Genomic DNA, 25,112 nt, shown 5'->3' with positions numbered 1-25,112 from the left:
GGCCCATGGGCACCCCACTCCCCCGCGACCCCATCGCCGACGCCCAACGAAACTGGGAACGGCATGGTTGGGGCGATGTTGCCGCGCCCATGGCTGCCATCACAGCGATCATGCGCACCCAGCAGATCCTGCTTGCACGCATCGAGACGGTCCTCAAACCGTTCGGACTGACGTTCGCACGCTACGAACTCCTCGCGCTGCTGAGTTTCGCCCGCAGCGGCGCACTCCCCATGAACAAGGCGAGTGCGCTCCTGCAGGTGCACCCCACCTCGGTGACCAACGCCGTCGATCGTCTCGAAAAGGCGGGCCTGGTGGCCCGTTCCCCACACCCAACCGACGGACGCACCACGCTGATCGAACTCACCGCAGAAGGCCGCACCCTGGCGAAGAAGGCGACGGCGGCCCTCAACTCCGAAGTTTTCGGCAACTCGGGCTTCGGGGCCGACGACGTCGATCACCTCATCCGCGTCCTGGGCACCTTCCGCAGGGATGCCGGGGATTTCACCGAGGAGTGACTGAAGGCGCTCGCGAGCGTATCCTGAGATTCCATTGCCGCAGTGGGGGTGGAGCATGGCCAAGGACCCGGGACAACGCCGCAGCGTACTTCTGCGCCCTTTCCTGTTGGCCATGCTGGGTTCATCCGCATGGATGGTCTGGCTGGCCGGGCCTTCCGCAGCAGCGACGGACATTGTGCCCGTCATTCCGCCGCTGCCCAGCGGCTCCACCTCGCTCACCCAGACTTTGCAGGCCCCGTCGATCACATCCGTTGAAGACGCTGTTGATTCAGTGGCCTCCAGTCTTGAGCCGATACCCGAGGTTCCGGCACTGCCTGAGGTTCCTGTTGTTCCCACGCTGCCTGCAGTGACCGTCCCGGAAGCTCCCGTCGACGTCGTGGTTCCCGAGGTACAGGGGTTACTTCCAGTGGAGGATGTCCCGGGCCTCCTGCCCGAAGTACCTGACATATTCCCGGTGCCCGCGTTGCCGGGCTTACCCGATGCGCCGGAGTTGCCCGGGCTGACTGCCACTCCCCTTCCTCCACCGCAAGGCCTCCTACCGGAGCCGCTGCCAAATCAGCTGCCTAACGCGCTCGACGGCGTTGCCTCGCCTACGGTGCCAACCTTCGGGGAAACCACTACCTCGCCGGCAGGCAGCGCAACGCTGCCCCTCGCCGTCGTACTCCAAACCACGCAGGCCGGGGCACCTCTACTCGGAGGCATCACGCTCCCCGGGCCCTTTTCAATGCTTGACCCAGTGGGCGTCCCGGCCGCCCTAATGCCAGGCCCCGTGAATCCCGTTCCGGACCCGCCACTTCATCCCGCCTTGACGCCAAGTGCTGCAGGCTCATCCGGAGCCCGCGGCCCAAGCACTTCCGCCCCCGGATCATCCGACATCCCGGACGTCCTCTCACCACTGCCGCCGCCGCGAGCCGGACCTGTGACGGACCGGCAGCGAAGCGCAGCACCACAACCTTCGTTCGATCCAGGGTCCCGACCTGACTGATGCGGTGATTCCTGCTTTGGCAGGCATCACCACCTGCGGCGACCGTCGCAGGCATTTCATCAGTCAGGAGGCACTCATGCTTCGCAAGATCCAGATCCCCGCCCGCAACCACGCAAGGGCATCCGCCAGCCAACGCATCGGCTTTTGGCCCGACTTCGTCGGCAACTGGCCGGATCCAATGAATGCGGAAAGGGGCCGGAAAGTCTGCTGAAGGGCACATCGCCCAAGAAACAACGACGCCGGCCGGACAGTCTGACTGTCCGGCCGGCGTCGTGCTGTCCGAAGTCCGCGGTGGCTGCTAGGGTGCGGTACTGATACTTCAGGAGGAAACACGTGGGCTTTGCCGAAGAACTCAAGCAGGAGTGCATCAACAATTGGGACGCCGCGATCAACCATCCCTTTGTGGATCAGTTGCTCGGCGGGAATCTTTCCGACGATAACCTTCGGCGTTACCTTGTGCAGGATTACCAGTTCTGCGACGCCTTCACGGCGCTCCTGGGGCAAGCAGTTGCCTCCGCGCCGTCGTTATCCTCACGGTTGGTGTTCGCGCGGGTCCTGGGCGCATTCGCATCGGACGAGAACACGTACTTCCAAGACTGCTTCAATGAACTAAACGTTGCGGAGGCTGACCGGACCGGGCCCGCACTGGGAAAAGTCACCCGCGACTTCGATGCCCTCATGCGTACCGCCCTGACTACCCGCTCCTACCCGGACGTCCTGGCTGTCCTCCTCGTTGCCGAGTGGCTTTACGGGGATTGGGCTGCGCGGGCCGGGGATCCTGAAATGTGGCCGGCCGCGCCAAAGCACTCGGAGTGGATCCGCCTCCACAACAATCCCGAGTACAACGCCTGGGTGACGTGGCTACGGGAGGAGTTCGACGCCGTCGAGCCTGTAAACCCGGAAGTTCGCGCCCGCGTCACGGAGACGTTCCGCGAGGCTGTGCGCCTGGAGCTTGCGTTCTTTGACGCCGCCCTGGTCCCGTCGGGCGTCCCGGCGTAGAGCAAGGTCCGCCACCCCGGCCTCCACGCGTTCCGGACTCATTCTGCGCTGCTTGCCTAGTCCTGCTTCTCGACGCGCGGCCGCGGCATCGACGGACCGTCCGCCCCCGGCGGTTCCTCCACAACCTGCTCGGGACACGGCTCCGGAAACTCCCCGAGCTGTGTCCAGTGCCAGCCTTCCAGGCAGTCATCGTTATCGCAGAACCCAGCCGTCATTGTGCCCCCACATCGTCGCCAAGCTGTCCCTATTTAAGAGGCGGCAACTACGGGGGTGTGACGGAGAAAGAGTCAGCGAATAGGGAAGGAAACTTGGCTACGGACGGAGTTCAACGGCGTCGGGCCTGTATGCCCCGAAGCTCGACGTACACCTCGTGAGCACAGTGAGAGCATTGGGGATGGCTATTTTCGATCTTCGCACGCTGCCCGCCGGGCACGTGGAGTTACACGACGCGCGCCGCCAACGCCGATGGTCCGTGCAGCTCGAGGCTTTTGATATCGGAGCAGTTCCTGTGACCAAGGCACAGTGGGCGAAGGTCTTGGATGATGTTGACGGCCCGGTTGCTCAATGACATCGCGTGGACGTCCGAGGACGATGTAGAAGACCCTCAGATAGTGGGATCGAAGTGTGCCAATGCTTTTGGATTGCACGACACCCTCGGAAATGTGTGGGAGTGGTGCTGGGATTTTCTTGATCCGGCTCGTTATGGGGACTATCGCGTCTTCCGTGGAGGAGGGTTCGCGGACAAGCCTTGGAGTGTGCGCGCGTCGACTCGGCGGGGAGGCGCACCTGGAATGAGTCACCCTGACGTCGGCCTGCGATTAGCGAAAGGTTCGTTCAGCACAGGGCAGGCAGCGCAAGGGTGGTCAGCAAAGTCGGACATCGAGCGCGGAAGAATAAGCGGAGCGTTGCCTTCAGGGTGGACTCCCCGGCGGCAGTCCTAGCCTTGTTCAGCGTACGCAAACCCCGTGTCATCAAACTGCGGGGACAGTACAGCTAGCCGTCCTCTACTGGGCGTCCCATCGGAACCAGCGGATTCCGATGAAAGAGAACACGACGATGTATCCCAGGCAGGCCAGCAGTGAGTAACCGTCTTGGGCGCTCCATGTGGCTTGGCTCAGCACGCTGGAGAAGAAAGCCATGAGGGCGCCGACTGGTGACCAGTCGCCGATGGTCTTCATAGTGTCACCCAGGATCCCGGACCCACCCAGAAGCCCGAGGAGCAGCAGAATCACGAAAAGGACCCGGCCGATCGCATTGATGGCGGTGGACGATTTCACCACTCCAACCAATGCCTGCCCGATGGCCAGGAACATCGCGGCACCGAGGACGGCAATGGCCAGGATGAGGGCGTACTGGCCCGCGTTGAGCGAGAGGCCGTGGAGGATGGTACCGACGATCATTACGATTGCGGACGCGATCAGATTGGTTGCCACCTGGACCACGAGCCTGCTGGTCATGATCATCCAGGTTGGTGCTGGGGTGACTCGGAGCCTTTGCAGCACGCCCATCTCCCGGTCATGGGCCAGCGTAAGGCTGTAACCCAGCAGGCAGGAGGTGAGCAGCCCAAGGATTAGGGCCAGGCCGATGACGAGGTCCGAGCCGCCAAGGCGTGATTGGGCCTTGCCGAAGGTGGTGACCACCAGGACCACGATCGGCAGCAGGATGCTCAAAACGACCGATACCCGGCTGCGTAGAAGCACGATCGAATCCGCGAGAAGCAGCGATCTCATGGCCAGTGCCAGCGAGGGCCTTGCAGCAGAGTTGCGATCGTCAATCACGGATCTCATCCCCTGTCAGTCCGATGAAGACGTCTTCCAATGTAACGGCGCCGTGTGCGACGGCCAGCACCTCAGGATCGTCCTTGTGTTTGTTGATCAGTTCAGCGGGAGTCCCGAGGGTGAGGAGTTTGCCGTGATCGATAATCGCCACCCGATCGCAGACCGCTTGCGCTTCCTCCATGGAATGCGTAGTCAGAACTATGCTGCTGCCGTCGCCACGCAGTTTCTCAATCCTCTTCCACAGAGTGCGCCGAGACTGCGGGTCCAACCCTGCCGTCGGCTCGTCCAACAACAGCAGCAGCGGGTTGTGGATGGTCGCAATGAACAATGCCAGTCGTTGCTGCTGACCGCCGGAAAGATGCTTAAAGCGCTTGCCCAGTTCCTCGCCGAGTCCGAGAGTACGGATGCTCTCGCGGATCTGGGCGCGTGAGAGTCTTACCCCATAAAGGCCCGCGTACAGCTTCACGATCTGCTCAATGCTCAACTCGGCCTGAAAACTGGAGGACTGCAGTTGCACGCCGAGTAGAGCCTTCGCCTCGATCGGGTATCGTTGGACCTCGACGCCGTTCACGACCACACGGCCGGACAGCGGTTTCACCAGACCCTCCAGCGCGCTGAGCGTGGTGGTCTTTCCTGCCCCATTCGGGCCCAGCAAACCGAAGATCTCTCCGCGGTCAACACGAAAAGCCAGCCCATCGACCACCGTCCGGCTGCCATAGGCGACCCGCAAGTCACTTATCTCCAGCACTGGTGGCTCTACCGACTCATTCATTTCACGCATCGGAACGCATTCCCTCAAGACGGACTGTCCGGCGGGCGCCGTGGCACAAGCATAGGGCAACCAGCTGAGAGCCGAGCTAGGTGTCAGCGAGGCTTCGCGCGAACTCAATCTGATCGCCCGCGTATGGGCATGCCACCGGGACATCGCCCAGTTCGGTCCAGTGCCAGCTGTCCGGGCAGTGGTGGTTATCGCAGAATTGCCACGTCATTTCGTTCCTCAGTCGTCGCCCTGTTTGTCCTTATTTAGGACGGCCCCCGGGCGGAATCGTGACGAGGAAAGTATCGTGACCTTCGTCCTACTAGCGGGCCACCGAAAACGAAAAGATAAGAGCCGATACGAGCGCCAGTGCGGCGATACCGTAACCGACAACCAAGGCACCAACTGCAAGAGCCCGTCCGCGTTCTCCACGCTGCTGGATCTGGTTGAGGGCGACGTGACCTGCACCCACAACGAAAACTGCGATGACGGCCATCCCCGCGAAGAACAGCCCCACGAGGGCCAGCACTGCCATCGCTGCTGCCACGATGGCCTGGCGGTTGATCGGTTGGGCGGATGCTTCCGTTTGGCCGGTTTGAACGATCTCCGTTGACATGTTCTCTCCCCATTTGTCGGTGCCAACGAGTCTATCCTCGTGCATGCCAAAACTACGTTGCGGGGCCTGCTTTGCGCGCTACGAGTCGCGTCAAGGGCGCAAAGCAGGCCTCACAACAACAATCAACTACCGGTGCTTGAACTCGGGCTGCCGCTTCTCGCTGAATGCAGCCATGCCTTCCTTCTGGTCCTCGGTGGCGAACAGTGAGTGGAACACCCGCCGTTCGAAGAGCACTCCCTGTGCCAGACCCATTTCAAACGCAGCATTGACGGCTTCCTTGGCCACCATGGCTGTGGGCTTGGACTTGGAAGCAATGACCTCGGCGGCTTTCACGGCCTCGTCAATGACTTCAGCTGCGGGGACAATCCGGGAAACAAGTCCTGAGCGTTCAGCTTCCTCAGCGTCCATGAACCGGCCGGTGAGGACCATGTCCATCGCCTTGGCCTTGCCAACGGCCCGCGTTAGCCGCTGGGAGCCGCCCATTCCGGGGATAACGCCCAGGTTGATTTCCGGCTGGCCAAATTTTGCGTTGTCCCCGGCAATGATGAAGTCCGCCATCATGGCTAATTCGCAGCCCCCGCCCAGCGCAAAGCCGGAGACCGCTGCAATGACGGGGATGCGGAGTCGCGTGAGGTCCTCCCAGCGGCGGAACCAATCGGCCGCATACATCTCCATATAGCTCTTGGAGGACATCTCCTTGATGTCGGCGCCTGCCGCGAATGCCTTGGCGGATCCGGTGATGACCACGGCGCCGATGTCAGGATCGGTGTCCATTGCGGTGACTGCGTCCACAAGTTCGTTCATGAGTGCTGTGTTCAGCGCATTCAACGCCTGCGGTCGGTTCAAGGTCACCAAACCAACGCGGCCCCGGCGTTCCACCAGGATGTTCCCGTACTGCTCCGTCATTCTTTCCCTCTCACCCAACATCATGTACAGAAACCCTCACACAGACTTGTCGCGTATGTCCGTGATGATGCCGGAGAAGTCACGTCCGGCACCCTCGCCCGCGGCAAAGGCATCGTAGATCCGGGATGCCAACGGTCCCATTTCCGCTGCAACTCCAGTGCTTTCCAACGCATTTACGGCCAGCCGAAGATCCTTGGCCATCAGTGCCCCGGCAAATCCGGGCTGATAGTCGCGGTTGGCCGGGCTGGTGGGGACGGGACCGGGAACAGGACAGTTGGTGGTCAGGGCCCAGCACTGTCCGGAAGCGTTGGAAGCGACGTCGAACAGTGCCTGATGCGTGAGTCCAAGTTTCTCGCCGAGCACGAAGGCCTCCGCGACAGCGATCATGGACACACCCAGGATCATGTTGTTGCAAACCTTGGCTGCTTGTCCGGCACCGTGATCTCCGCAGTGCACGATCCTTTTGCCCATGAGTTCCAGGATGGGTTTGACTGTCTCAAAATCCTCCGGCAAAGCGCCGACCATAAAAGTCAGGGTGCCGGCTTCAGCACCCACGACGCCACCGGAAACCGGCGCATCCACGGAGCGATGGCCCGCCTCCAGAGCAATCACGGCGGCCTGCCGGGCCTCGTCGACGTTGATAGTGGAACAATCCAGGAACAAGGTATCCGGCGCGGCCACGGACAGCAGCCCCGGCCCGTCAACACCACGGTACGCATCCAGCACGTGCTTGCCGCTGGGCAACATGGTCAACACCACGGCCGCGCCGTCCACGGCTTCCTGCGCCGTGGATGCCATGGGAATTCCGTGGGCCTTGGCTGCCTCGACGGCCGCGGGCACGGGGTCATAACCGATCACCTCATGCCCTGCCTTGATCAGGTTGGCTGCCATGGGCCCGCCCATATGGCCGAGTCCGAGGAAAGCGATGAGTCCCGTTGCCGATGCTGCGTTCTCTGTCATGTCGTCTCCTTCAACTGGCTAACAAACTGGCTGAACACGCGGGTGGTCATGTGGCGTCAACACCCAAGGCGGCGAGCCCCAACTCCCGCTCCCCGAGCGGCGCAAAGTAGCCCTCGACGTCGGACTCGCGCACTTCCGCCAATGTGGGAGGCTTCCACTGCGGGTTCCGGTCCTTGTCCACTACCTGCGCGCGGATCCCTTCCCGAAAATCGGGCCCGGCCAGGCAGCGAAGTCCCACCCGGTACTCCTGATCGAGCGCTTCCTCCAGCGACATCCCCCTCACGCGCCGCAAGGATGCCAACGTGACCTTCACAGATGTGGGCGACTTCGCCTCAATGATGTCGGCCGCGGTAGCTGCCTCCGGCGAAGTTTCCCCCAGGGAACGCAAACTCCGTACGATCTCCTCCGCGTCGTCCTGCGCGTAGGCGGCGTTGATCCACTCCTCCTGCGCGGCCAGAGGTGAGTCCGGTGCTGCTTGGATAAAGCGCCCGACGGCGGCCTCCGCCGTCGAGCTTTCCAGCGCTTCCGCCAGTGCGGGCAGGCTTTCGGACGGTACAAAGTGATCCGCGAGGCCGAGGAACAAGGCGTCCGCCCCAGTGAGGTGGGCGCCGGTCAGGGCCGCATGGGTTCCCGCCTCCCCCGGGGAACGTGACAGCAAAAGGGTGCCGCCGACGTCGGGCACGAACCCAATGGTGGTCTCAGGCATGCCTGTGCGCGTCCGCTCAGTAACAATGCGCACCGAGCCGTGCGCCGAAACCCCCACGCCGCCGCCAAGCACCAACCCGTCCATGAACGCGACATAGGGCTTGGGGTAACGGGCAATGAGCGAGTTCAGCCGGTACTCGTCGGCCCAGAACTCCGCCGTTTCCGTTCCGCCCTGCAACATGTCCTTATAGATGGCCACAATGTCTCCGCCGGCGCACAGCCCGCGGTCGCCAGCTCCGCGCACCAGGACGGTTGCTACGGCGTCGTCGTCAGCCCAAGCAGCCAACTGCTGGAGCATGGCTTTCACCATTCCCGCGCTGAGGGCGTTGACTGCCTGGGGCCGGTTGAGCGTCACGATGCCAAGGTGGCCGCGGCGCTCAAAAAGAACTTCTTCTGAGTCCAAAGCCCCCATCAGCTGCCTGCCGGCATGATGAAGCTGGCGCCCTGACGAATGCCGGAGGGCCACCGCGACGTCACGGTCTTGGTCTTGGTGTAGAAGCGGAAGGCGTCAGCGCCGTGCTGGTTGAGGTCGCCGAAGCCAGAGGCCTTCCAGCCGCCGAAGGTGTAGTACGCGATCGGCACGGGAATGGGGACGTTGATGCCCACCATGCCTACTTCGACGCGGCTGGCGAAGTCACGGGCGGAATCGCCGTCGCGGGTGAAAATTGCGACGCCGTTGCCAAACTCGTGCTCGCTGCAAAGCCTGAGCGCTTCGTCATAGTCAGCCGCGCGCAGCACACTGAGCACCGGGCCGAAGATCTCTTCCTTGTAGATCTTCATGTCCTTGGTGACGTTGTCGAAGAGCGTGGGACCAACCCAGAAGCCGCCGTCGTAACCTTCCACAGTGAGCCCCCGGCCGTCGGTGACCAAGGTGGCGCCTTCGTCGACGCCGGACTGGATGTAGCCTTCGATTCTTTCCTTCGCGGAGGCAGCAACCACCGGACCGAAGTCCGAATCTTTCGCCATGCTGTGGCCCACCTTGAGGTCCTTCACACGCTCGGTCAGCTTGGCCACCAACGCGTCCGCGGTTTCCTGGCCAACAGGCACGGCAACCGAGATCGCCATGCACCGTTCGCCAGCGGAGCCGTAGCCAGCGCCAATCAGGGCGTCGGCAGCCATGTCCAGATCGGCGTCGGGCATAATCACCATGTGGTTCTTCGCCCCGCCGAAGCATTGGGCGCGCTTGCCGTGCGCCGCCGCCGTGGCATAGATGTACTGGGCGATCGGTGTGGATCCAACGAAGCCAATGGCCTTGACCCGCGGATCCTCAAGCAGGGCGTCAACGGCTTCTTTGTCGCCGTTGATCACGTTGAAGACGCCGTTCGGGACACCGGCCTCGCTGTACAGCTCGGCGAGCCGCAGCGGAACGGAAGGATCCCGTTCGGAGGGCTTAAGGATAAAAGCGTTGCCGGCTGCGAGCGCTGGGCCCGACTTCCAAAGGGGGATCATGGCGGGGAAGTTGAACGGCGTAATACCGGCAACCACGCCTAGTGGTTGGCGCAGCGAGTGGACATCAATGCCCTGCCCTGCGTTGTCCGAGAACTCGCCCTTGAGCAGGTGCGGCGCCCCTGCGGAGAATTCGACTACCTCGATCCCGCGCTGGATGTCTCCCTTGGCGTCGGCCAACGTTTTGCCGTGTTCGGAGGAGAGAAGCTGGGCGAGTTCGTCCATATTCTCGTTTACCAAGTCCACAAACTTCAGCAGGATGCGTCCCCGGCGTTGCGGGTTCATGGCCGCCCATTCGACCTGGCCCTTCTCGGCATTTGCGATCGCGTTGCGGACCTCGTCTGCGCTTGCCAGCGGAAGCCGCGCCTGCACTTCGCCCGTGCAGGGATCGTAGACGTCGCTGAACCGACCGGACGTGCCGTCGATCCTCTGGCCGTCTACGTAGTGTGAAAGCTCGCGCACCATGGTGGAATGCTCCTTTGCATCGTGAATGACTTACGTGCAGCTGGTTCCAGTAATCGGCAGGAACGCCTCAGCGACTGTGAGCCAGGTCATCTCTGAACCGAATATACTCGGACTTCCTACTAATTTCCAGAGGAGGTTTTCCGGCCGCGGAATAACCCAAACCCTTTCGGTCCCGGGGCAGAGACTAGGCCCCGCTTCGGCTCCTGCTTGCGGAAACAGCGTCGAAATCTTCGCGGAATCTTTCCGGTTCGTTAGCCACCGGGAGGTTGACGGTGTCCTGGACCCCATCCAAGGACCCGTCCCGGTCAGCAGTCAAAGCGTCGAAGACTGGGGTGAGGTCTTCTTGTTCGCGGCCTTGGTCGGCGACGAGCTCCAGCGTCTTGTGGTTGGCAGCTTCGATGCGGAGGCTATCGATGAGGACGCGAGCGATCTGGTCGCGGGCGATGACCCCGTCAGCCGGTGACCCGGCCTGCCGTTTGTCGCCCTGGAGCATGACAATGGTGCGCTGGTCAGGTTGGTTGTAGTCGAACCAGCCTGGCCGGACGATGGTATAAGGGTTGCCGCTGGCCCTGACGAGCCGCTCGCCGCGCAGCTTCCAGATGGCGTAGGCGACCCCGGGCCGGGTGGTGCCGACGGCTGTCATCAGGGCGATCCGAACACGTCGTCCGTTGAGCGCGCGGAGGATGTTGGCGACGCCTGTGTAGTCGTTATCCCGCACGTCCCGTTCACTGGTGGTGGATCCGTGGGTGAGGACGATTGAATCCACGTCTTCAACCGCAGGGCCGAGGGTTTCCGGGCGGGTCAGGTCGCCGACGACGAGCTCGACGCCGTCAGGAAGGATGCGGGCGGCGCGGGCCTGATCGCGAACAAGGGCGCGAACCGTGTAGCCCTGGCGCAGTGCCTCGGTGACGGCGTGGCGTCCGATGCTTCCAGTGGCGCCGGCGATCAGCACCGTGGACGGGCGGTTGTTCATGTGTTCTCCTTTGCCTCGGCCGTGGCCCTGAGGACTGCGACGATGAGGAACTTCCGCACGTCGTCGTTGTGTATCGTGGCGTCCACGCTACGCCGGGACTTCGGGGCCGGGGAGGCACTGGCATTACCCTGTACGTCAGAGACTCCCGCCCCTTGTGGAATGGCGGTTGCATGGATGCATGAAACCTGCACCCACCGCTCCCCCGCACCCCGCAGCGATCCTGGCGATCATTCTTGCTAGCTACTTCATGATCCTGCTGGACAATTCGGTGATCTTCACCGCCCTGCCCAGCCTCCAAGCCGAGCTGCAGCTGACCACGGGCGAGCTGACCTGGGTGCAGGATGCATACACACTGGTCTTCGGCGGCCTGCTGCTCCTCGGCGCCCGGGCCGGGGACTTATTAGGCCGACGCCGCGTGTTCGTGTTCGGGCTGGTGGTCTTTTCACTCGCGTCGCTGCTGATCGGGCTCGCCCCGGCCGGATGGTGGGCAATCGCCGGCCGGGCGGTCCAGGGAATAGGGGCAGCGATCGTGGCGCCCGCGTCGCTGTCCCTGCTGACGGCGAGCTTTCCTGAAGGGCGTGAGCGCACCCGGGCCGTATCCCTCTACGGGGCTACCGCGGGGATCGGCGCCAGCCTCGGATTGGTACTCGGCGGTGCACTGGCGCACTGGATTTCGTGGCGGGCCGGGTTCTTCGTCAACGTCCCGATCGGAGCATTGATGATCGCCCTTGCTCCCCGGCTCCTCCCCGAAACCGGTCGTGCCAGTGGTCAATTCGATGTGTTCGGCGCGCTCAGCGCCACCTTGGGCGTTGGTGCGCTGGTGTTCGGCATCATTCATACCGCCGAAGCGGGCTGGACCAGCCCAATCACTACCACGGCTGTGACCGTCGGGCTCCTTCTTCTGGTCGTTTTCGTGCTGATCGAGCGTAGGGCAACCCAGCCCATCATGCCGCTCAACCTCTTCGCGAGCCGTCGCCGCACCGGCGCCTACGTCGCACGTTTCCTTTACCTGGGTGCCATGATCGGGTTCTTCTTCTTCACCACCCAATTCATGCAGGAAGTCCTCGGCTTCAACCCGCTGCAGGCGGGTCTCGGATTCCTGCCCATGACGGCCGTGAACTTCGCCGTCGCCATGTGCATCCCGCCACTAGTGCGGCGGATGCCAGGCTCGGTGGCCCTGCTGGCCGGCATCCTGATTACCCTCGTCGGCATGTTCTGGCTCAGCCTTGCCGGACCCGGCTCCAGCTATTGGACCGGGGTTGCCCTGCCGATGGTTCTCATCGGTGCTGGCCAGGGCTTTACCTTCGCCCCTTTAACATCGTTCGGGATCGTGGGTGCCCCCGCCTCCGACGCTGGTGCGGCCTCCGGCTTGCTGAACACCTTCCACCAGGTGGGCACGTGCCTGGGCTTGGGCATCGCGGTCGCGGCCGCAGCTACCGTTCCCGCTGGGGGCCCTGCCGCACCACATCTGGCCGCGCAGGTCAGTGCAGCCCTAACTACCGGCAGCATCCTGCTGTTCCTGTCCCTGGCCGTCACCGCGGCACTGATCCTGCCCGCCGACCTCGCCTCCCGCCGACCCCCCAAAACTCCGGTACCAGTGCGCGTATTGGAGGGCGCAAACGCCAGCTGAACCGGAACGCCTACAGGTCCATAGGGTTAGTGACATGCACTCCCTACCGGTCCCTGACCGGTAGGGAGTGAAAACCGCGATGAACAAGGTAAGGAGACCCCACATGCGCACCACACTGGTATCCGACTCCGGAGGAGCAAACGAACCTACTGCCCAAACGCGGCGAGGGAACCCATCGTGAGCAATACATCAATCGGTTCACTCTTTGAGACTATGTGCGAGGCGATGGTGGCCGGTGACATCGAGGAACTGGATGGCCTTCTCGCTGAGGAATTTACACTGACCCACATGACCGGGTACGTGCAGTCCAAGGCTGAATGGCTGGAGGCCATCGCATCAGGCGAGATGCAGTACCACCGGATGGAGACAGTCGAGGCAACTTCCAGCCCGGTGGGGACTGCACCCGGGCTGATCGCCCGGACGCTCACGGACGCAACGATCTGGGGATCAAGGGCCACATGGCGATTGACGCTTCGTTCCTGGTTCGAGCCGCGGGGAGAGGAATGGTTGGTCGCACGAACTGTCGCGTCGACCTGGTAGCCAGGCCTGACCATGGTGGCGGCAGGCTCCACAGGATCCCAGAAGGAATGAGGAGGACTTGATGGAGGGTTTGGAGACCGTTGTGCTTCTGGGCGTCAGTGTGCTCGCGGGGGCCATTTTGGCTCCGCGGCTGCGCATCGCCGCTCCTTTGCTGTTGCTCGTTTTCGGCCTTCTGCTTGGCTTTGTACCGCAGTTGCGCCACATCGAGCTGCCACCGGAAACTGTGCTGTTGATCTTCCTGCCCGTCATGCTGTTCTGGGAAAGCCTCACGACCTCGCTCCGTTCCATACGCCGGGACCTGCGTGGCATCGTCATCATGAGCACCCTGCTGGTGGTCGCTTCTGCCCTCGCCGCAGCGGGTGTGGCACACGTTCTGGGTCTGCCTTGGAGTGCCGCTCTGATTCTCGGAGCAGCCCTCGCTCCGCCGGATGCCACGGCAGTGGCAGCTCTGGGTCGGATGCTTCCGCGCCGTAACTTCATGCTGCTCAAGGCAGAGAGCCTGACTAATGACGGCACCGCCCTGGTCCTGTACGCCATCGCCGTGGGCCTGGCAATGGGCGGCAACTATGTACCGATCGATATTGCCGGCTTGTTCGCGCTCTCGTATCTGGGAGGAGCAGTGGCAGGGGTGCTCGTCGCCGGAGCAGCTTATCAGCTTCTGAAACGGATCAGCGACCCCCTCATCATCAACATTGCCCTGTTGATAACCCCGTTCGCTGCCTTTCTGCTGGCTGAAGCCGTCGGGGCCTCCGGAGTGCTGGCCGTCGTTATGGCGGGGTTAATCGTCTCCTTCACATCCGGGCGGATCAGCACGGCAGCATCCCGCCGCCAGACTGAATCCGCGTGGCCGCTGGGGTCCTACCTGCTCAACGGATCCTTGTTCATTCTCATCGGCATTCAGGTCCAAGCTGCCGTCCACGGGATTGAACCACGGGACGTTGGCCGGCTCCTAGTGTCAACTGTCGCCGTATGGGCCACACTGATCGTGATCCGATTCGTGTTCCAGACAGTGAGTATTGCGCTCATCCGGCTTTTGGACCGACGCCCTTCCCAACGCAAACGCCGAATGTCATATCGCGCCCGTGTGGTCAGCTCCATCGCAGGCTTCCGGGGGGCGGTGTCCTTGGCTATCGCCTTATCCGTGCCATCGCTGCTGAGCAACGGAACCCCGCTGCCCGGACGCGAGGACATCATTTTCATCAGCGCAGGGGTGATCGTACTGACCATGCTGGTCCAAGGGCCGCTGCTGCCCGCGGTGGTCCGCTGGGCCCGGCTGCCCGATGAGCCCGAAGAGGAGGAGCATCGTCTCGCAGAAGTTGCGATCTCCTCAGCAGCGGTCAAAGCCGTTGACGATCTCGCGGAGCATCTCGGAATCACACCCGAGGTCCGGGGCCGGGTGGCGGACGAGTACCAGAGCCACCTGGATGCGGCACAAGCTCTGCACGGTGGCTCTGAGATGGACAACACCACACAGTCGCGGGAGGAGGAGAAGAAACTCCGCCAGGCCCTGCTCGAAACCAAGCGTGAAGTCCTCCTGGCCCTTCGCCTCGCCGGCACCGTCGATGACACCGTTGCACGCCGAATCCAAACCAGGCTCGACATCGAAGAACAACGTCTCACTGGCGTCGAAACCTACGATTAACACAACGGAGCCACAAACGCTCAACAACGGGACGCGCCAGGGTCCAGGCCCTTTTTGCCCACCAGCTAGTGCACCTCTTTGAGTCCCTTGTAGGCCGCTAGGGCATCCTGCCGGGTGGTCTTGAGATCCACGATTTCCTCCGGGTAATCCGGCGTGCCGAACTCCGGGATCCAGCGGGCTATGTACTTTCCCTGGGGATCGAACTTGATGCGCTGGGCCTCTGGATTGAAGATCCTGAAGAACGGCGAAGCATCCGCCCCTGAGCCCGCCACCCACTGCCAGTTGGCAGGGTTGGACGCCGGATCAGCGTCCACCAGCGTGTCCCAGAACCACTGCTCGCCGAGTTGCCAATGGATGCCCAGGTTCTTCACCAGGAAGCTCGCCGCGATCATCCTGACCCGGTTATGCATCCAACCCATCTGCCAAAGCTGGCGCTGCCCGGCGTCGACCAGAGGGAAACCCGTGCGTCCCCGCTGCCAGGCTCGAAGCTCCTCGGCGGCAGACTCGTGACCGGTGTGCGCGTTAGCGGGGCGGGAACCACCGCCATCGTCATTGGGCCAAGCCCAGGGGAAGCGGTCAAACTCCTTGCGCAGGTTCGCTGTGGCAAGATCCGCGTTGTGGAAGTACTGGTGCCAACAGAATTCGCGCCAGCCGAGCTCGGAGGCGAAAATACTTGTGCTCTCCGACCTGTTGGAAGCCAGCGCGTGCCATACCTCAAACGGGCTGAGCTCACCCCACCGCAGGTACGGTGAGAGGCAGCTGCTGCCATCGATGTCCGGGCGATTTCGGCCTTCGTCGTAATTGGTGAGTCCACCCGCCACGAATTCCTTGAGCCGTTGGTGTCCGGCAGCCGATCCGGGCGTCCATGCCTCCCGCAACCCTGCGGACCAGTCCGGGGTGGTGGGCAGCAGGTGCCATGACGCCAGCTCGTCATGGGCCGGCAACGTGCCAGCGTAGCCTCGCCCTTCGTCCGGCACTGCCAACGGGTCCCGAAAGTCCTGGGCTGAGACAGTCCGCCAGAATGGGGTGAAAACTTTGTACGGCCCGCCCGTCTTGGTGGTTACCTCCCACGGCTCATGAAGCAGGGACGCTTGAAAACTCTCCACGTGCATGCCGGCGTCGCGCGCCCAGGCCTTGATGCCGGCGTCGACGGTCCGCTCTGCCACGCCGTACCGGCGGTTCCAGAACAGCGCGCCGGCGCCGATCGCCGTCGTGATTTCCTGAACGATAGGAGCAGCGGATCCACGGCGAAATAGCAGCGGTACTCCGAGCGCCGCAAGATCGTCCTGAAGAGCGGTCAGCGAGTGGTGCAGCCACCACCGCGCGGCACCGCCGAGGGGCCGGATGCCGGGCGATTCTTCGTCCAGGATGTACAGGGCCACCGCCGCACCATCATCGACGGCGGCACGCAAGGCAGGGTTGTCCCTAATCCTCAGGTCGTCGCGGAACCAGATGATGGACGGCTTCAAGTTACTACTCTCTTTCGAGTTTCTATACAGCTGATGCCCCTAGGAAGGCATCCTAAGGGCATCAGCTAACAACAAACTCGGAACTCAGAGCGCTTAACTCAGGGAAGGAACCGAGCGTTCGTCTATTTGGGTCAAGTCTGTCACGCTGGCCTCAGTTTCAGTCCAGACGGGAACGCTGTTCATCACGTAGTCCCTGGCTGCGGGGCCTACCATGTTCAGTCCGGGGTAGATGCGCTGGCCATGATCTTTCCTGGCACGCAGTCCTTCAAGTTCAAGGGCGGTCCTGAAAGCGGAATCAGGAATGGGTACTTTGCGTCCAAGGACGCACCAACTGATATAGAGGCCGTAGAGGGTGTCAAAGTCCAAGCCCTCCTCGGTGTCGTCATCAAACACCACACAGTCACTCAGAAAACTACTGATTTGGGTGTCGGTCATTGCGGGGCCTCCGGTGGCGGAAGAAAAAAGGGGCCGCCGGGCTGCATCAGCGAATGTCCTGTTCCCTCACTATAGCCCTCCTGAGGTTCTCCCGTACCGGAAAGTAGGTTAACGCTGGATTGCATTCTGCGGCGACACGGTCAAACGGACCTTCGGACCTCTGGTGCCCACCGCCGCATCGGCGTAGCTTCGGATACGTCCACACATAACGTCTGCGCGCGGCTCCAGGCGAGCCTGGCAAACGGTTTGCGGGGGCATCGTTCCACCCTGATTGGAGGCACAGACGTGGCTGGATGGAATGCCGATACTGCCGCCGGGCCCCTTGGTTCCGGCACGGTCACGCTGGTGGAGGGCTCGTCATTCTGCATTTCTGCTGCCAATGGAGACATCCGCCCGGAGCTACCGCAGGGTGTCTTCCATCTCGACACCCGGATCCTGTCCAAATGGGAATTGACGGTCAACGGACAACCGCTTGAGCCACTGGCCGCGGAAACCAAGGAACCCTACCGGGCGCTCTTTGCCTGCCGGGTGCCCCGTTCCGATGGATATGCGGACAGTCCGCTGCTGGTGGAGCGGCTGCGCGAGGTCGGGGCCGGAATCCTGGAGAAGATCACAGTCCGGAATTACTCCACCAAAGCGGCGGATTGCCGAATCTTGCTGACGGTCGAGTCTGATTTCGCGGACCTCTTTGAGGTGAAGGAAGCCCGGATCACCCGTCAATGGACAGAGACCCGGCTGCCCGAAGGCAACTCCTTGGAAATTCGCGGCAAATGGGAGGGGATTCGAAAAAGCGTCGTGATCCAGGCCGAAGGTGCCGGCGCGGGCGCAAAGGCTTTGGGCTTCACCGCGAAGATTCCACCTTTCGGGAGCTGGAGTACCCGCGTGAGCGTAGTGCCCACCGTTGATGGGGCCGGGACGCCGGTGCCCTTCACGCATCCAAGCCAGGGCGAGCTCTCCCCCAGCGACAGGCGGAGGCAGGAGTGGGTGGCCAGGATCCCTGCGTTGCAGATCAGCAACCACTCCATCGAAAGCACGCTGCGCCGAAGCTATGAAGACCTCGGCGCCCTCCGGATCCAGGACCCGGAACATCCCGACAGGGTGGTGGTGGCGGCCGGCGCCCCCTGGTTCATGACGTTGTTTGGCCGTGACTCGCTCTGGGCTTCAGAAATGGCCCTGCCAGTGGACCCATCACTGGCTTTGGGTACGCTCCGGACCTTGGCTGACCGGCAAGGCAGCGTGGTGAATACGGAAACCGAAGAAGAGCCGGGGAAGATCCTGCACGAAGTCCGGCTCGACGTCACCAGCGGCTTGGCCATGGGCGGCCAGTCAGCGTACTACGGCAGCGTTGATGCCACACCGCTGTTTGTGATTGTCCTGGGTTCGGTCAGCCGTTGGGGCTTCGGCAAGGAAACCATTTCCGCCCTGCTTCCAAACGCGGACCGCGCTCTTGCCTGGATCCGCGACTACGGTGACCGGGATGGGGACGGCTTTGTTGAGTACGCGCGGCCTAACGAACACGGGCTCATCAACCAGGGTTGGAAGGATTCCTGGGACGGCATCAACTTCGCAGACGGCACCATCGCCGAACCGCCGCTTGCGCTCTGCGAGGTCCAGGCCTACGTGCACGGCGCCTATGTGGCACGGTCCTGGATCGCGTACGACGACGGAGACTTCACCTTGGCCGAGGAAATGCGCGAACGCGCCGATGACCTGAAACGGAGGTTCAACGAGCAATTCTGGCTTCCTGACAAAGGCTATTACGCCGTGGCACTGGATCGCGATAAGCGGCCGGTGGATGCCTGCGCCTCCAATATGGGGCACTGCCTGTGGTTTGGCCTGCTTGACGAGGACAAGGTCCCCTCTGTGGTGGAACACCTGATGTCTCCCGAGATGTTCAGCGGCTGGGGAGTGCGGACACTGGCAAGCAACATGGGCGCGTACAACCCTGCCAGCTACCACAATGGCTCGGTGTGGCCGCATGACAACGCCATCATCATGTCCGGCCTCCTCCGCTACGGTTACATAGAGGAAGCACAGCGCATCGCAACCGCGTTGCTGGAAGCGGCGGAGTATTCCGGTGGCAGGCTCCCCGAGTTGTTCTGCGGCTTTGATCGCTCACAGTTCACAGAACCAGTCCCCTATCCAACCGCCTGCTCACCCCAGGCATGGGCTGCCACTACCCCCATCCACCTGGTGACAAGCCTGATGCGCTACGACACCCACATTTCCTTGGGCGGTATTTGGCTTGACCCCGTGCTGCCGTCGTCCTTCGGGGACCTCCACATCAGCAACGCCCCCATGGGAAATGCACGGATCACGATTGATGCCTCAGGAACGGATGCTGCTGTCCACGGCATCCCGGAAGGTCTCACGGTTCATCGCCGGCAGCGGCCATGGCTCACCGACCTCATAGAAGAGGCGCACCTTAGGAAGCCGGATAACTGAGCCCCAAAAAGGAGCCGCCCGGAAAAGTACCCCTTGAGGGGTATCTTCCGGGCGGCGACCGTTATTGGGCTGAAGGCCTTACTGGATGGCTGCTTTGAGTTCCTTGGCGGCCAGTTCCGGATCAAGGGCGCTGTAGATGGCGCTACCGGCCACGGCTACGTCGGCACCGGCCAACTGCACGGCCTGGATGGTGGAGGCGTTGACGCCGCCTGCAACCGAAAACGGTACGCGGGCTTGTTCGCCGGCATTAAGGAGGCCGCGAAGGTCGAAGCCAGGCTGGGCTTGCTCGTCCAGGCCAGCGTGGAACTCGATGAACTTGGCCCCGAGAGCGCGGGCTTCCTTTGCACGGGTGACCTTGTCAGCAACGCCGATCAGGTCTACCACGATGCCCTTGTTGTGCGTCTGGGCTGCCTTGACTGCACCTGCAATGGTGGAGTCATCCGCCGTTCCGAGCACTGAGACGAGGTCGGCGCCGGCCTTGAAGGCGATGTCGGCTTCGAGTTCTCCAGCGTCCATGGTCTTCATGTCGGCGAAGACGATCTTGCTGGGGTGTGCTTCCTTGATCGCGGTCACTGCGGAGAGGCCCTCTGCCTTGATCAGCGGCGTGCCCAGCTCGATGATGTCGACGTGCTCGGCTACTTTGCCGGCCAGTTCCAGGGCTGCCTCGGTGGTGAGGAGGTCCAGTGCGACTTGAAGTTTCATAGTGTTGTTCTTACTTTCTTTGTGGGTTGTTGGTGAGTTGGTGCGGTCTCAAGTAGGTAGCGGTTGGGCTTACTCGAGGTTGGCGTGACGCAGCCAGAGCTGTTCGGCGGGTTCGTCGGCGGCGTCCCAAAGGGTCTGGAAAACCGACTCCGTGGCAAGGAACAGCGCCTGCTCAAAGAGGCTGCCGGAGTACTGGCGCGAAATGTTTGAACCGTGGTCCGTCTTTTGGGCCGCCGGGATAATCACCACGGCGTCGGCCAGCCCCGCCAAGGGCGAGGAGGCATTGGTGGTGATGGCAGCAACCTGTGCACCTGCTTCAAGTGCGGTTTGGGCAGCTTTGACCACACCGGACGTCGTACCTGAACCGGACGCGACCACCAGAAGGTCTCCGGAACTGATGGCTGGCGTGGTGGTGTCCCCGGCAACGTGGACGGTCAGGCCCAGGTGCATCAGCCTCATTGCCGCCATCCTGAGGACCAGGCCGCTACGCCCGGCTCCTGCAAGGAACACACGCCCAGCCCCCTTGATCCTGTCCGCAAGATGGGCCAACTGAGCGTAGTCAATGCCAGAGGTAGTGTCAGCGACTTCGCCGAGGATCAGAGATACATTGCCGGCTACGTCCGCGCTCGTGGCAGTTGCTGTTTCTGCGGTGACGTTCACATTCACTCCTTCGTGGATAGGTGCTCAAGCCTTTCGGGCCTATAGACAAGTCTTCCGGGCAGTTCGGGTAGGGGGAACGCCGAAAACGAGCAGTTCATACCACCCTTTTGGGTAGTTAACGTGGCGTCACTTCGTTTAGGCTGCATCCATGACCCAGCTGACAGAGAGCAAACGCCGCCCGGATACCGGGGCCCTTCCGTGGCAACTTCTGGACGCCATCGCAGACATCGCGCAGGCACCCCTGATGCGTATTGCAGAGAGCCTGCGTACTGCCCTTGCACCCTTCATCAAGTCCAGCGCCCTGGTGATATTTACCGAGGACTGCACGGGCCGCCCGCAAAAGAAGGCGGGCGAGGAAAGCATTGTCAGCAGGGTTTCCATCCCGGAACTGGACCGCGTAAGGGCCGCGATTCCAGGCGGGGACCCGTGGCGGGCCAAGGCTGTTATCGCGGGGAAAGAGCGGGAGGTACTGGCCTTGGGCTACGCGCCGAGCAACGCACTCCTGGTCCTCACCGATCCTGGGGAAGGCCAGTCAGAAGATGCCGAGCGTGTCCTCTCCTACCTTTGGCGACTCACAGCGGCCCGTATCCAGGAGAAGGTCTCTGACGCGCCGCCGTCGTACCTTCTGGAATCCCGCGCCGCATCAGCGGAGCGGATCCGCGTAACCGCAGAGTTGGTGGATCAGCACTCCACCACATTGGAAACTGTGCTCGCGGCGTTGAGGTCCAACTCCATGGACGACCACGCAGCCCGTACGGCCGTCACGGACATGACCGTCAAGGCCCTGATCAGCCTGCGGACCTTGAACGACCGCACCAGCGATCTTGTGGAGGAACCGGTCAGCACGGCGTTCGAAAGGCTTCGCGAGGACCTCCGTCCCCTGATGCACTTCAGCAACATCGATATCCAGTTCATCGAACCGCCTGCGAACGGCAGGGCATTGCCGGGGGAAGTAGCCCACGCCGCCCGCGCCGTGGTTCGGGGCCTGGTCCTGGCCATCGCCGAGCAACCTGACGTGCATCGTGTCCGGGCACAGTGGGACTGCGATGGCGAGAACCTGCTCATCAACGTCCGTGACGACGGCAGGGGCGAGCTATCCCCCGAGGCTCCCAACATCGAACGCCTGCGCCAACGCGTGCAAGCTGTTAACGGCAGGATGAGCCTGGACGTCATGCAGGGCTGGGGAGCCGACATTTCGGTGGTGTTGCCGCTGGATCCGCCTTCGGCACCGGCAGGGGATGTGGCGGCTTGGGGCCTTGCGGCAAGGGAGCTGGAAGTCCTGCAATTACTGGCGGCCGGCCAACGTAACCGGGCCATCGCCGCTGAACTGAATGTCAGCGAAAATACTGTGAAATTTCATATCCGGAACCTCTTCCGGAAGCTCGACGTCCGGTCCCGCACTGAGGCCATCGCTTTGGCGCACAGTGCGGGACTCCGGTAGTCGGCCGCTTAGTCCTGCTTTAGAAGGGCCAGCGTCTCGCGCTCGGCTCCGATGGTGGTGTTGTCCCCATGCCCGGTGCGCACCACCGTGTGAGCGGGAAGGGTCAGCAGCCGTTCCCGGATGGATGCCAGGATGGTGGGGTAATCGCTGTAGGACCGCCCGGTTGCTCCCGGACCACCGTTGAACAGGGTGTCTCCGGTGAAGACCGTGTCCTGTTCCTCCAGCAGGAAGCACGTGGACCCCGGCGAGTGGCCCGGTGTGTGGATGGCCCGCAATTCAGCTCCCGCGACAGTGAAAATGTCGCCGTCGCTGAGGTACCTGTCCGGCGTGGTGTCCGGATAGACCTGCTCCCACAAAACCAGGTCCTCGGGATGCAGGTAGATGGGTGCTTGAACCGCGTCAGCAACCTCCCGCACGGCCCCAATATGGTCATTGTGGGCGTGGGTCAGCAGGATGGCCAGGACTCTGCGGCCCTGCACCTGCTCGATGATTGCCCGGGCATCGTGCGGGGCATCGATGATGACGCATTCCTGCTCATCCCCAACAATCCAGACGTTGTTGTCCACGTCCCAGGTTCCGCCGTCGAGCGAAAACGTTCCGGAGGTGACCCGGTTCTGTACGGTGACGGCCATCAGAGCGCCACCGCCGGCTCGATTTCCACGACGGAGCGAAGGACTTTGCCCTCCTGCATCCGGGCGAAGGCTTCCTCGACCTGGTCGATCGTGATGCGTTCTGTCACGAAGGCGTCCAGGTTCAGGTTGCCTTGCTTGTAGTGCTCCACCAGCATCGGGAAGTCGCGGGAAGGCAGGCAGTCGCCGTACCAGGAGGACTTCAAGGAACCGCCGCGGCCGAAGACATCCAGTAGCGGCAGCTCCAGTGTGGCGGTGGGCGAAGGGACGCCAACCAGGACAACGCGGCCTGCGAGGTCGCGGGCATAGAAAGCCTGCTTGTACGTTTCGGGACGTCCGACGGCGTCAATCACCAGGTCTGCGCCGTTGCCTCCCGTCAGGGCCCGGATAGCTTCTACGGGATCCTCGATGCTGGAGTTCACTCCGTGGGTGGCTCCCAGGGACTTGGCCATGTCCACCTTGTTGGCATCGATATCCACGGCAATGATGGTAGTGGCACCGGCCAGCTTGGCGCCGGCGATCGCGGCAATGCCTACGCCACCGCACCCGATGACGGCCACGGACTCGCCGCGCTTGACCTCACCGGTATTGATGGCCGCACCGATGCCGGCCATCACGCCGCATCCCAGCAGACCTACTGCAGCAGGATCCACCGAATCATCTACCTTGGTGCATTGACCCGCGGCCACGAGGGTCTTCTCGGCGAAGGCGCCAATTCCCAGTGCGGGCGAAAGCTCGGTGCCATCCTCCAGCGTCATCTTCTGCGTGGCGTTGTGGGTGTTGAAGCAGTACTGCGGCTGGCCCTTGGCACAGGCACGACATTGACCGCACACCGCACGCCAGTTCAGGATGACCCTATCGCCGGGGGCGACGTCCGTGACATCCGGGCCCACCGCGCTGACCACGCCTGTGGCCTCGTGGCCGAGAAGGAACGGGAAATCGTCCGAGATGCCGCCCTGCTGGTAGTGCAGATCCGTGTGGCACACACCGCAGGTGAGGATATCCACCAGCGCCTCACCCGGCCCTGGATCCGGTACCAGGATGGTCTCCAAAGTAACCGGAGCGTTCTTTTCCTTCGCGATGACAGCTTTTACTTTATGAACCACAATCGGTTCCTTTCTCGGGTCGCAGAGAACTGACAGTAGTTTGGATCAGGCAAGGACGACAATCATCACACCCAGACCTGATAACCGGTTGACTTATCGAACAGCCTCCTTGTGGATGCACCGGCAGCTGCGATCCAAAGGACGGAGTCGTCGTCGGACGCCTGCTCCACCACGCCGGTCATGACAAGGTCGTCCGAGAGCCAGACCTCCACTGTATGGCCTGTTAACTGTGCCCAGTCCTTGCGCAGGCCGCGCCCGGTGATTGTCCTGTCCGGCTTCGCCCCCAACATCGCACGTCACCAGCCGCGTTCTGCCAGGCGGTGGGGCTGCGGGATTTCGTCGACGTTGATGCCGACCATGGCTTCGCCCAGGCCGCGGGAGACCTTGGCGATGACGTCGGGATCGTCGTAGTAGGCGGTGGCCTTCACGACGGCGGCAGCGCGCTCTGCGGGGTTGCCGGACTTGAAGATACCGGAACCTACGAACACGCCGTCCGCGCCGAGCTGCATCATCATCGCAGCGTCAGCCGGGGTCGCGATGCCACCAGCGGTGAACAGCACCACCGGGAGCTTGCCGGTGGCGGCTACTTCCTTGACGAGTTCGTACGGGGCCTGCAGTTCCTTCGCCGCAACATACAGCTCGTCCTCGGGAAGGGCTGCGAGCTTGGCGATCTCGGCGCGGATTTGGCGCATGTGGCCGGTGGCGTTGGAAACATCCCCGGTGCCGGCTTCGCCCTTGGAACGGATCATTGCCGCGCCTTCGTTGATGCGGCGCAGCGCCTCACCAAGGTTGGTGGCGCCACAGACGAACGGGACGGTGAAGTTCCACTTGTCGATGTGGTTCACGTAGTCGGCCGGGGTCAGGACCTCGGACTCGTCGATGTAGTCCACACCCAAGGCCTGCAGGACCTGGGCTTCGACGAAGTGGCCGATGCGGGCCTTGGCCATGACCGGGATGGACACGGCGCCGATGATCTGATCGATCATGTCCGGATCGGACATGCGGGACACGCCGCCCTGGGCGCGGATATCGGCGGGTACGCGCTCGAGCGCCATGACGGCTACGGCACCGGCGTCCTCGGCGATGCGGGCCTGCTCGGCATTGACGACGTCCATGATGACGCCGCCCTTGAGCATCTCCGCCATACCCCGCTTAACGCGGCCGGAGCCAGTTAGCGTGATGGGTTCGAAAGGGCGTGGTCTAAAGGTCACGTGATACTCCAAGGGACTGAAGCCTGCGATTTCATCACAAGCGCCCGGAACTGCACGCCCGGCTATGAGCCAGGAGACGCCTGATATCCGGGTGATA

General features: G+C 62.6%; 27 protein-coding genes. 10 read left to right on the top strand and 17 right to left on the bottom strand.

The features are described 5' to 3' along the window. Positions 1–5: 5 nt before the first annotated feature. The 5 genes from LDN90_RS02280 (at position 6) to LDN90_RS02265 (ending at position 3,440) form a co-directional block, all read left to right on the top strand. On the top strand, positions 6–515 hold the full coding sequence (locus tag LDN90_RS02280; RefSeq protein ID WP_223947755.1) for a MarR family transcriptional regulator: 510 nt from the start codon (positions 6–8) through the stop codon (positions 513–515). A gap of 55 nt (positions 516–570) precedes the next feature. After that, entirely contained in the window at positions 571–1,500 is a 930-nt protein-coding gene (locus LDN90_RS02275) for a hypothetical protein (protein WP_223947754.1), read from the top strand. A 333-nt stretch (positions 1,501–1,833) separates the two neighbouring features. After that, positions 1,834–2,499: a TenA family protein gene (locus LDN90_RS02270; RefSeq protein WP_223947753.1), complete on the top strand. Its 666-nt coding sequence runs from the start codon at positions 1,834–1,836 to the stop codon at positions 2,497–2,499. A gap of 394 nt (positions 2,500–2,893) precedes the next feature. Beyond that, positions 2,894–3,067, top strand: a complete 174-nt coding sequence (locus LDN90_RS24275) for a hypothetical protein (protein WP_346346999.1) — start codon at positions 2,894–2,896, stop codon at positions 3,065–3,067. Then, the gene (locus LDN90_RS02265) at positions 3,039–3,440 is read left to right on the top strand and encodes an SUMF1/EgtB/PvdO family nonheme iron enzyme (protein WP_346346998.1); all 402 of its coding nucleotides are present in this window, start codon (positions 3,039–3,041) and stop codon (positions 3,438–3,440) included. Before LDN90_RS24275 ends, LDN90_RS02265 begins: the two co-directional genes overlap by 29 nt. A gap of 63 nt (positions 3,441–3,503) precedes the next feature. Here the strand turns inward: LDN90_RS02265 and LDN90_RS02260 are convergent, their stop codons facing one another. The 9 genes from LDN90_RS02260 to LDN90_RS02225 form a co-directional block, all read right to left on the bottom strand. Continuing rightward, positions 3,504–4,277 carry an ABC transporter permease gene (locus LDN90_RS02260; RefSeq protein WP_223947752.1) on the bottom strand — a complete coding sequence of 258 codons (774 nt, stop codon included), beginning with the start codon at positions 4,275–4,277 and terminating at the stop codon, positions 3,504–3,506. Beyond that, on the bottom strand, positions 4,270–5,058 hold the full coding sequence (locus tag LDN90_RS02255; RefSeq protein WP_223947751.1) for an ABC transporter ATP-binding protein: 789 nt from the start codon (positions 5,056–5,058) through the stop codon (positions 4,270–4,272). The genes LDN90_RS02260 and LDN90_RS02255 overlap by 8 nt, the downstream gene beginning before the upstream one ends. A gap of 76 nt (positions 5,059–5,134) precedes the next feature. Further along, a complete protein-coding gene (locus LDN90_RS24175; RefSeq protein ID WP_256449674.1) occupies positions 5,135–5,266 on the bottom strand; it encodes a hypothetical protein in 132 nt (43 codons plus the stop codon). Positions 5,267–5,356: 90 nt separating this feature from the next. Further along, positions 5,357–5,650: a DUF4190 domain-containing protein gene (locus LDN90_RS02250; RefSeq protein WP_216922199.1), complete on the bottom strand. Its 294-nt coding sequence runs from the start codon at positions 5,648–5,650 to the stop codon at positions 5,357–5,359. A 126-nt stretch (positions 5,651–5,776) separates the two neighbouring features. Then, on the bottom strand, positions 5,777–6,556 hold the full coding sequence (locus tag LDN90_RS02245; protein WP_216922200.1) for an enoyl-CoA hydratase: 780 nt from the start codon (positions 6,554–6,556) through the stop codon (positions 5,777–5,779). Positions 6,557–6,592: 36 nt separating this feature from the next. Next, entirely contained in the window at positions 6,593–7,516 is a 924-nt protein-coding gene (gene mmsB, locus LDN90_RS02240; protein WP_223947750.1) for a 3-hydroxyisobutyrate dehydrogenase, read from the bottom strand. Between the two features lie 46 nt (positions 7,517–7,562). Beyond that, on the bottom strand, positions 7,563–8,633 hold the full coding sequence (locus LDN90_RS02235; protein ID WP_223947749.1) for an enoyl-CoA hydratase/isomerase family protein: 1,071 nt from the start codon (positions 8,631–8,633) through the stop codon (positions 7,563–7,565). Further along, complete coding sequence (locus LDN90_RS02230) at positions 8,633–10,132, bottom strand: CoA-acylating methylmalonate-semialdehyde dehydrogenase (RefSeq protein ID WP_223947748.1); 1,500 nt, start codon at positions 10,130–10,132, stop codon at positions 8,633–8,635. The genes LDN90_RS02235 and LDN90_RS02230 overlap by 1 nt, the downstream gene beginning before the upstream one ends. 184 nt (positions 10,133–10,316) lie before the next feature. Then, positions 10,317–11,105, bottom strand: a complete 789-nt coding sequence (locus LDN90_RS02225; protein ID WP_223947747.1) for an SDR family oxidoreductase — start codon at positions 11,103–11,105, stop codon at positions 10,317–10,319. 178 nt (positions 11,106–11,283) lie between these two features. On the opposite strand from LDN90_RS02225, the gene LDN90_RS02220 reads away from it, so the two are divergent. The 3 genes from LDN90_RS02220 to LDN90_RS02210 all read left to right on the top strand — a co-directional run bounded on the left by LDN90_RS02220 (position 11,284) and on the right by LDN90_RS02210 (position 14,917). Continuing rightward, a complete protein-coding gene (locus LDN90_RS02220; protein ID WP_223947746.1) occupies positions 11,284–12,735 on the top strand; it encodes an MFS transporter in 1,452 nt (483 codons plus the stop codon). A gap of 177 nt (positions 12,736–12,912) precedes the next feature. Next, positions 12,913–13,275: a nuclear transport factor 2 family protein gene (locus LDN90_RS02215; protein ID WP_223947745.1), complete on the top strand. Its 363-nt coding sequence runs from the start codon at positions 12,913–12,915 to the stop codon at positions 13,273–13,275. 61 nt (positions 13,276–13,336) lie between these two features. Further along, positions 13,337–14,917 carry a Na+/H+ antiporter gene (locus LDN90_RS02210; protein WP_223947744.1) on the top strand — a complete coding sequence of 527 codons (1,581 nt, stop codon included), beginning with the start codon at positions 13,337–13,339 and terminating at the stop codon, positions 14,915–14,917. 65 nt (positions 14,918–14,982) lie between these two features. Here LDN90_RS02210 and LDN90_RS02205 read toward each other — a convergent pair whose 3' ends face one another. Both LDN90_RS02205 and LDN90_RS02200 read right to left on the bottom strand, forming a co-directional pair. Beyond that, positions 14,983–16,386, bottom strand: a complete 1,404-nt coding sequence (locus LDN90_RS02205; RefSeq protein ID WP_223947743.1) for a deoxyribodipyrimidine photo-lyase — start codon at positions 16,384–16,386, stop codon at positions 14,983–14,985. A gap of 93 nt (positions 16,387–16,479) precedes the next feature. Next, positions 16,480–16,821 carry a hypothetical protein gene (locus tag LDN90_RS02200; RefSeq protein ID WP_223947742.1) on the bottom strand — a complete coding sequence of 114 codons (342 nt, stop codon included), beginning with the start codon at positions 16,819–16,821 and terminating at the stop codon, positions 16,480–16,482. A gap of 285 nt (positions 16,822–17,106) precedes the next feature. Here LDN90_RS02200 and LDN90_RS02195 point away from each other — a divergent pair, with 285 nt between their 5' ends. After that, a complete protein-coding gene (locus LDN90_RS02195; RefSeq protein WP_223947741.1) occupies positions 17,107–19,266 on the top strand; it encodes a glycogen debranching N-terminal domain-containing protein in 2,160 nt (719 codons plus the stop codon). Positions 19,267–19,344: 78 nt separating this feature from the next. Here the strand turns inward: LDN90_RS02195 and hxlA are convergent, their stop codons facing one another. After that, entirely contained in the window at positions 19,345–19,968 is a 624-nt protein-coding gene (gene hxlA, locus LDN90_RS02190) for a 3-hexulose-6-phosphate synthase (RefSeq protein WP_216922209.1), read from the bottom strand. 69 nt (positions 19,969–20,037) lie between these two features. Then, entirely contained in the window at positions 20,038–20,628 is a 591-nt protein-coding gene (gene hxlB / locus LDN90_RS02185) for a 6-phospho-3-hexuloisomerase (protein WP_216922211.1), read from the bottom strand. Between the two features lie 148 nt (positions 20,629–20,776). On the opposite strand from hxlB, the gene LDN90_RS02180 reads away from it, so the two are divergent. Then, complete coding sequence (locus LDN90_RS02180) at positions 20,777–22,069, top strand: response regulator transcription factor family protein (RefSeq protein ID WP_223947740.1); 1,293 nt, start codon at positions 20,777–20,779, stop codon at positions 22,067–22,069. An 8-nt stretch (positions 22,070–22,077) separates the two neighbouring features. Here the strand turns inward: LDN90_RS02180 and LDN90_RS02175 are convergent, their stop codons facing one another. From LDN90_RS02175 to pdxS, 4 genes are all read right to left on the bottom strand, one after another. Next, entirely contained in the window at positions 22,078–22,701 is a 624-nt protein-coding gene (locus LDN90_RS02175; protein WP_223947739.1) for an MBL fold metallo-hydrolase, read from the bottom strand. Beyond that, positions 22,701–23,804 (bottom strand): S-(hydroxymethyl)mycothiol dehydrogenase, encoded by a 1,104-nt coding sequence (locus tag LDN90_RS02170; protein WP_216922217.1) that lies wholly within the window; start codon positions 23,802–23,804, stop codon positions 22,701–22,703. Before LDN90_RS02170 ends, LDN90_RS02175 begins: the two co-directional genes overlap by 1 nt. Before the next feature lie 65 nt (positions 23,805–23,869). Beyond that, positions 23,870–24,094: a hypothetical protein gene (locus LDN90_RS02165; protein ID WP_216922220.1), complete on the bottom strand. Its 225-nt coding sequence runs from the start codon at positions 24,092–24,094 to the stop codon at positions 23,870–23,872. A gap of 6 nt (positions 24,095–24,100) precedes the next feature. Next, complete coding sequence (pdxS, locus tag LDN90_RS02160) at positions 24,101–24,949, bottom strand: pyridoxal 5'-phosphate synthase lyase subunit PdxS (RefSeq protein WP_275964097.1); 849 nt, start codon at positions 24,947–24,949, stop codon at positions 24,101–24,103. Positions 24,950–25,112: the final 163 nt, after the last annotated feature.

Origin of the sequence: Arthrobacter sp. NtRootA1 (genome assembly GCF_019976975.1) — a bacterium.
Classification (GTDB): Bacteria; Actinomycetota; Actinomycetes; order Actinomycetales; family Micrococcaceae; genus Arthrobacter; species Arthrobacter aromaticivorans.
Note: the sequence above shows the minus strand (reverse complement) of the source record. Positions and strands in the feature narration are given on the sequence as shown.

Bases quoted from the DNA above. Each gene is read 5' to 3' on its own strand.
- LDN90_RS02275 (WP_223947754.1), top strand. From the start codon at position 571: ATGGCCAAGGACCCGGGACAACGCCGCAGCGTACTTCTGCGCCCTTTC.
- LDN90_RS24275 (WP_346346999.1), top strand. From the start codon at position 2,894: ATGGCTATTTTCGATCTTCGCACGCTGCCCGCCGGGCACGTGGAGTTA.
- mmsB (WP_223947750.1), bottom strand. From the start codon at position 7,516: ATGACAGAGAACGCAGCATCGGCAACGGGACTCATCGCTTTCCTCGGA.
- pdxS (WP_275964097.1), bottom strand. From the start codon at position 24,949: ATGGCGGAGATGCTCAAGGGCGGCGTCATCATGGACGTCGTCAATGCC.
- LDN90_RS02225 (WP_223947747.1), bottom strand. From the start codon at position 11,105: ATGAACAACCGCCCGTCCACGGTGCTGATCGCCGGCGCCACTGGAAGC.
- LDN90_RS02230 (WP_223947748.1), bottom strand. From the start codon at position 10,132: ATGGTGCGCGAGCTTTCACACTACGTAGACGGCCAGAGGATCGACGGC.
- LDN90_RS02210 (WP_223947744.1), top strand. From the start codon at position 13,337: ATGGAGGGTTTGGAGACCGTTGTGCTTCTGGGCGTCAGTGTGCTCGCG.
- LDN90_RS24175 (WP_256449674.1), bottom strand. From the start codon at position 5,266: ATGACGTGGCAATTCTGCGATAACCACCACTGCCCGGACAGCTGGCAC.
- LDN90_RS02200 (WP_223947742.1), bottom strand. From the start codon at position 16,821: ATGACCGACACCCAAATCAGTAGTTTTCTGAGTGACTGTGTGGTGTTT.
- LDN90_RS02255 (WP_223947751.1), bottom strand. From the start codon at position 5,058: ATGCGTGAAATGAATGAGTCGGTAGAGCCACCAGTGCTGGAGATAAGT.
- hxlA (WP_216922209.1), bottom strand. From the start codon at position 19,968: ATGAAACTTCAAGTCGCACTGGACCTCCTCACCACCGAGGCAGCCCTG.
- LDN90_RS02165 (WP_216922220.1), bottom strand. From the start codon at position 24,094: ATGTTGGGGGCGAAGCCGGACAGGACAATCACCGGGCGCGGCCTGCGC.
- LDN90_RS02220 (WP_223947746.1), top strand. From the start codon at position 11,284: ATGAAACCTGCACCCACCGCTCCCCCGCACCCCGCAGCGATCCTGGCG.
- LDN90_RS02180 (WP_223947740.1), top strand. From the start codon at position 20,777: ATGACCCAGCTGACAGAGAGCAAACGCCGCCCGGATACCGGGGCCCTT.
- LDN90_RS02235 (WP_223947749.1), bottom strand. From the start codon at position 8,633: ATGGGGGCTTTGGACTCAGAAGAAGTTCTTTTTGAGCGCCGCGGCCAC.
- LDN90_RS02175 (WP_223947739.1), bottom strand. From the start codon at position 22,701: ATGGCCGTCACCGTACAGAACCGGGTCACCTCCGGAACGTTTTCGCTC.
- LDN90_RS02250 (WP_216922199.1), bottom strand. From the start codon at position 5,650: ATGTCAACGGAGATCGTTCAAACCGGCCAAACGGAAGCATCCGCCCAA.
- LDN90_RS02280 (WP_223947755.1), top strand. From the start codon at position 6: ATGGGCACCCCACTCCCCCGCGACCCCATCGCCGACGCCCAACGAAAC.
- LDN90_RS02265 (WP_346346998.1), top strand. From the start codon at position 3,039: ATGATGTTGACGGCCCGGTTGCTCAATGACATCGCGTGGACGTCCGAG.
- LDN90_RS02245 (WP_216922200.1), bottom strand. From the start codon at position 6,556: ATGACGGAGCAGTACGGGAACATCCTGGTGGAACGCCGGGGCCGCGTT.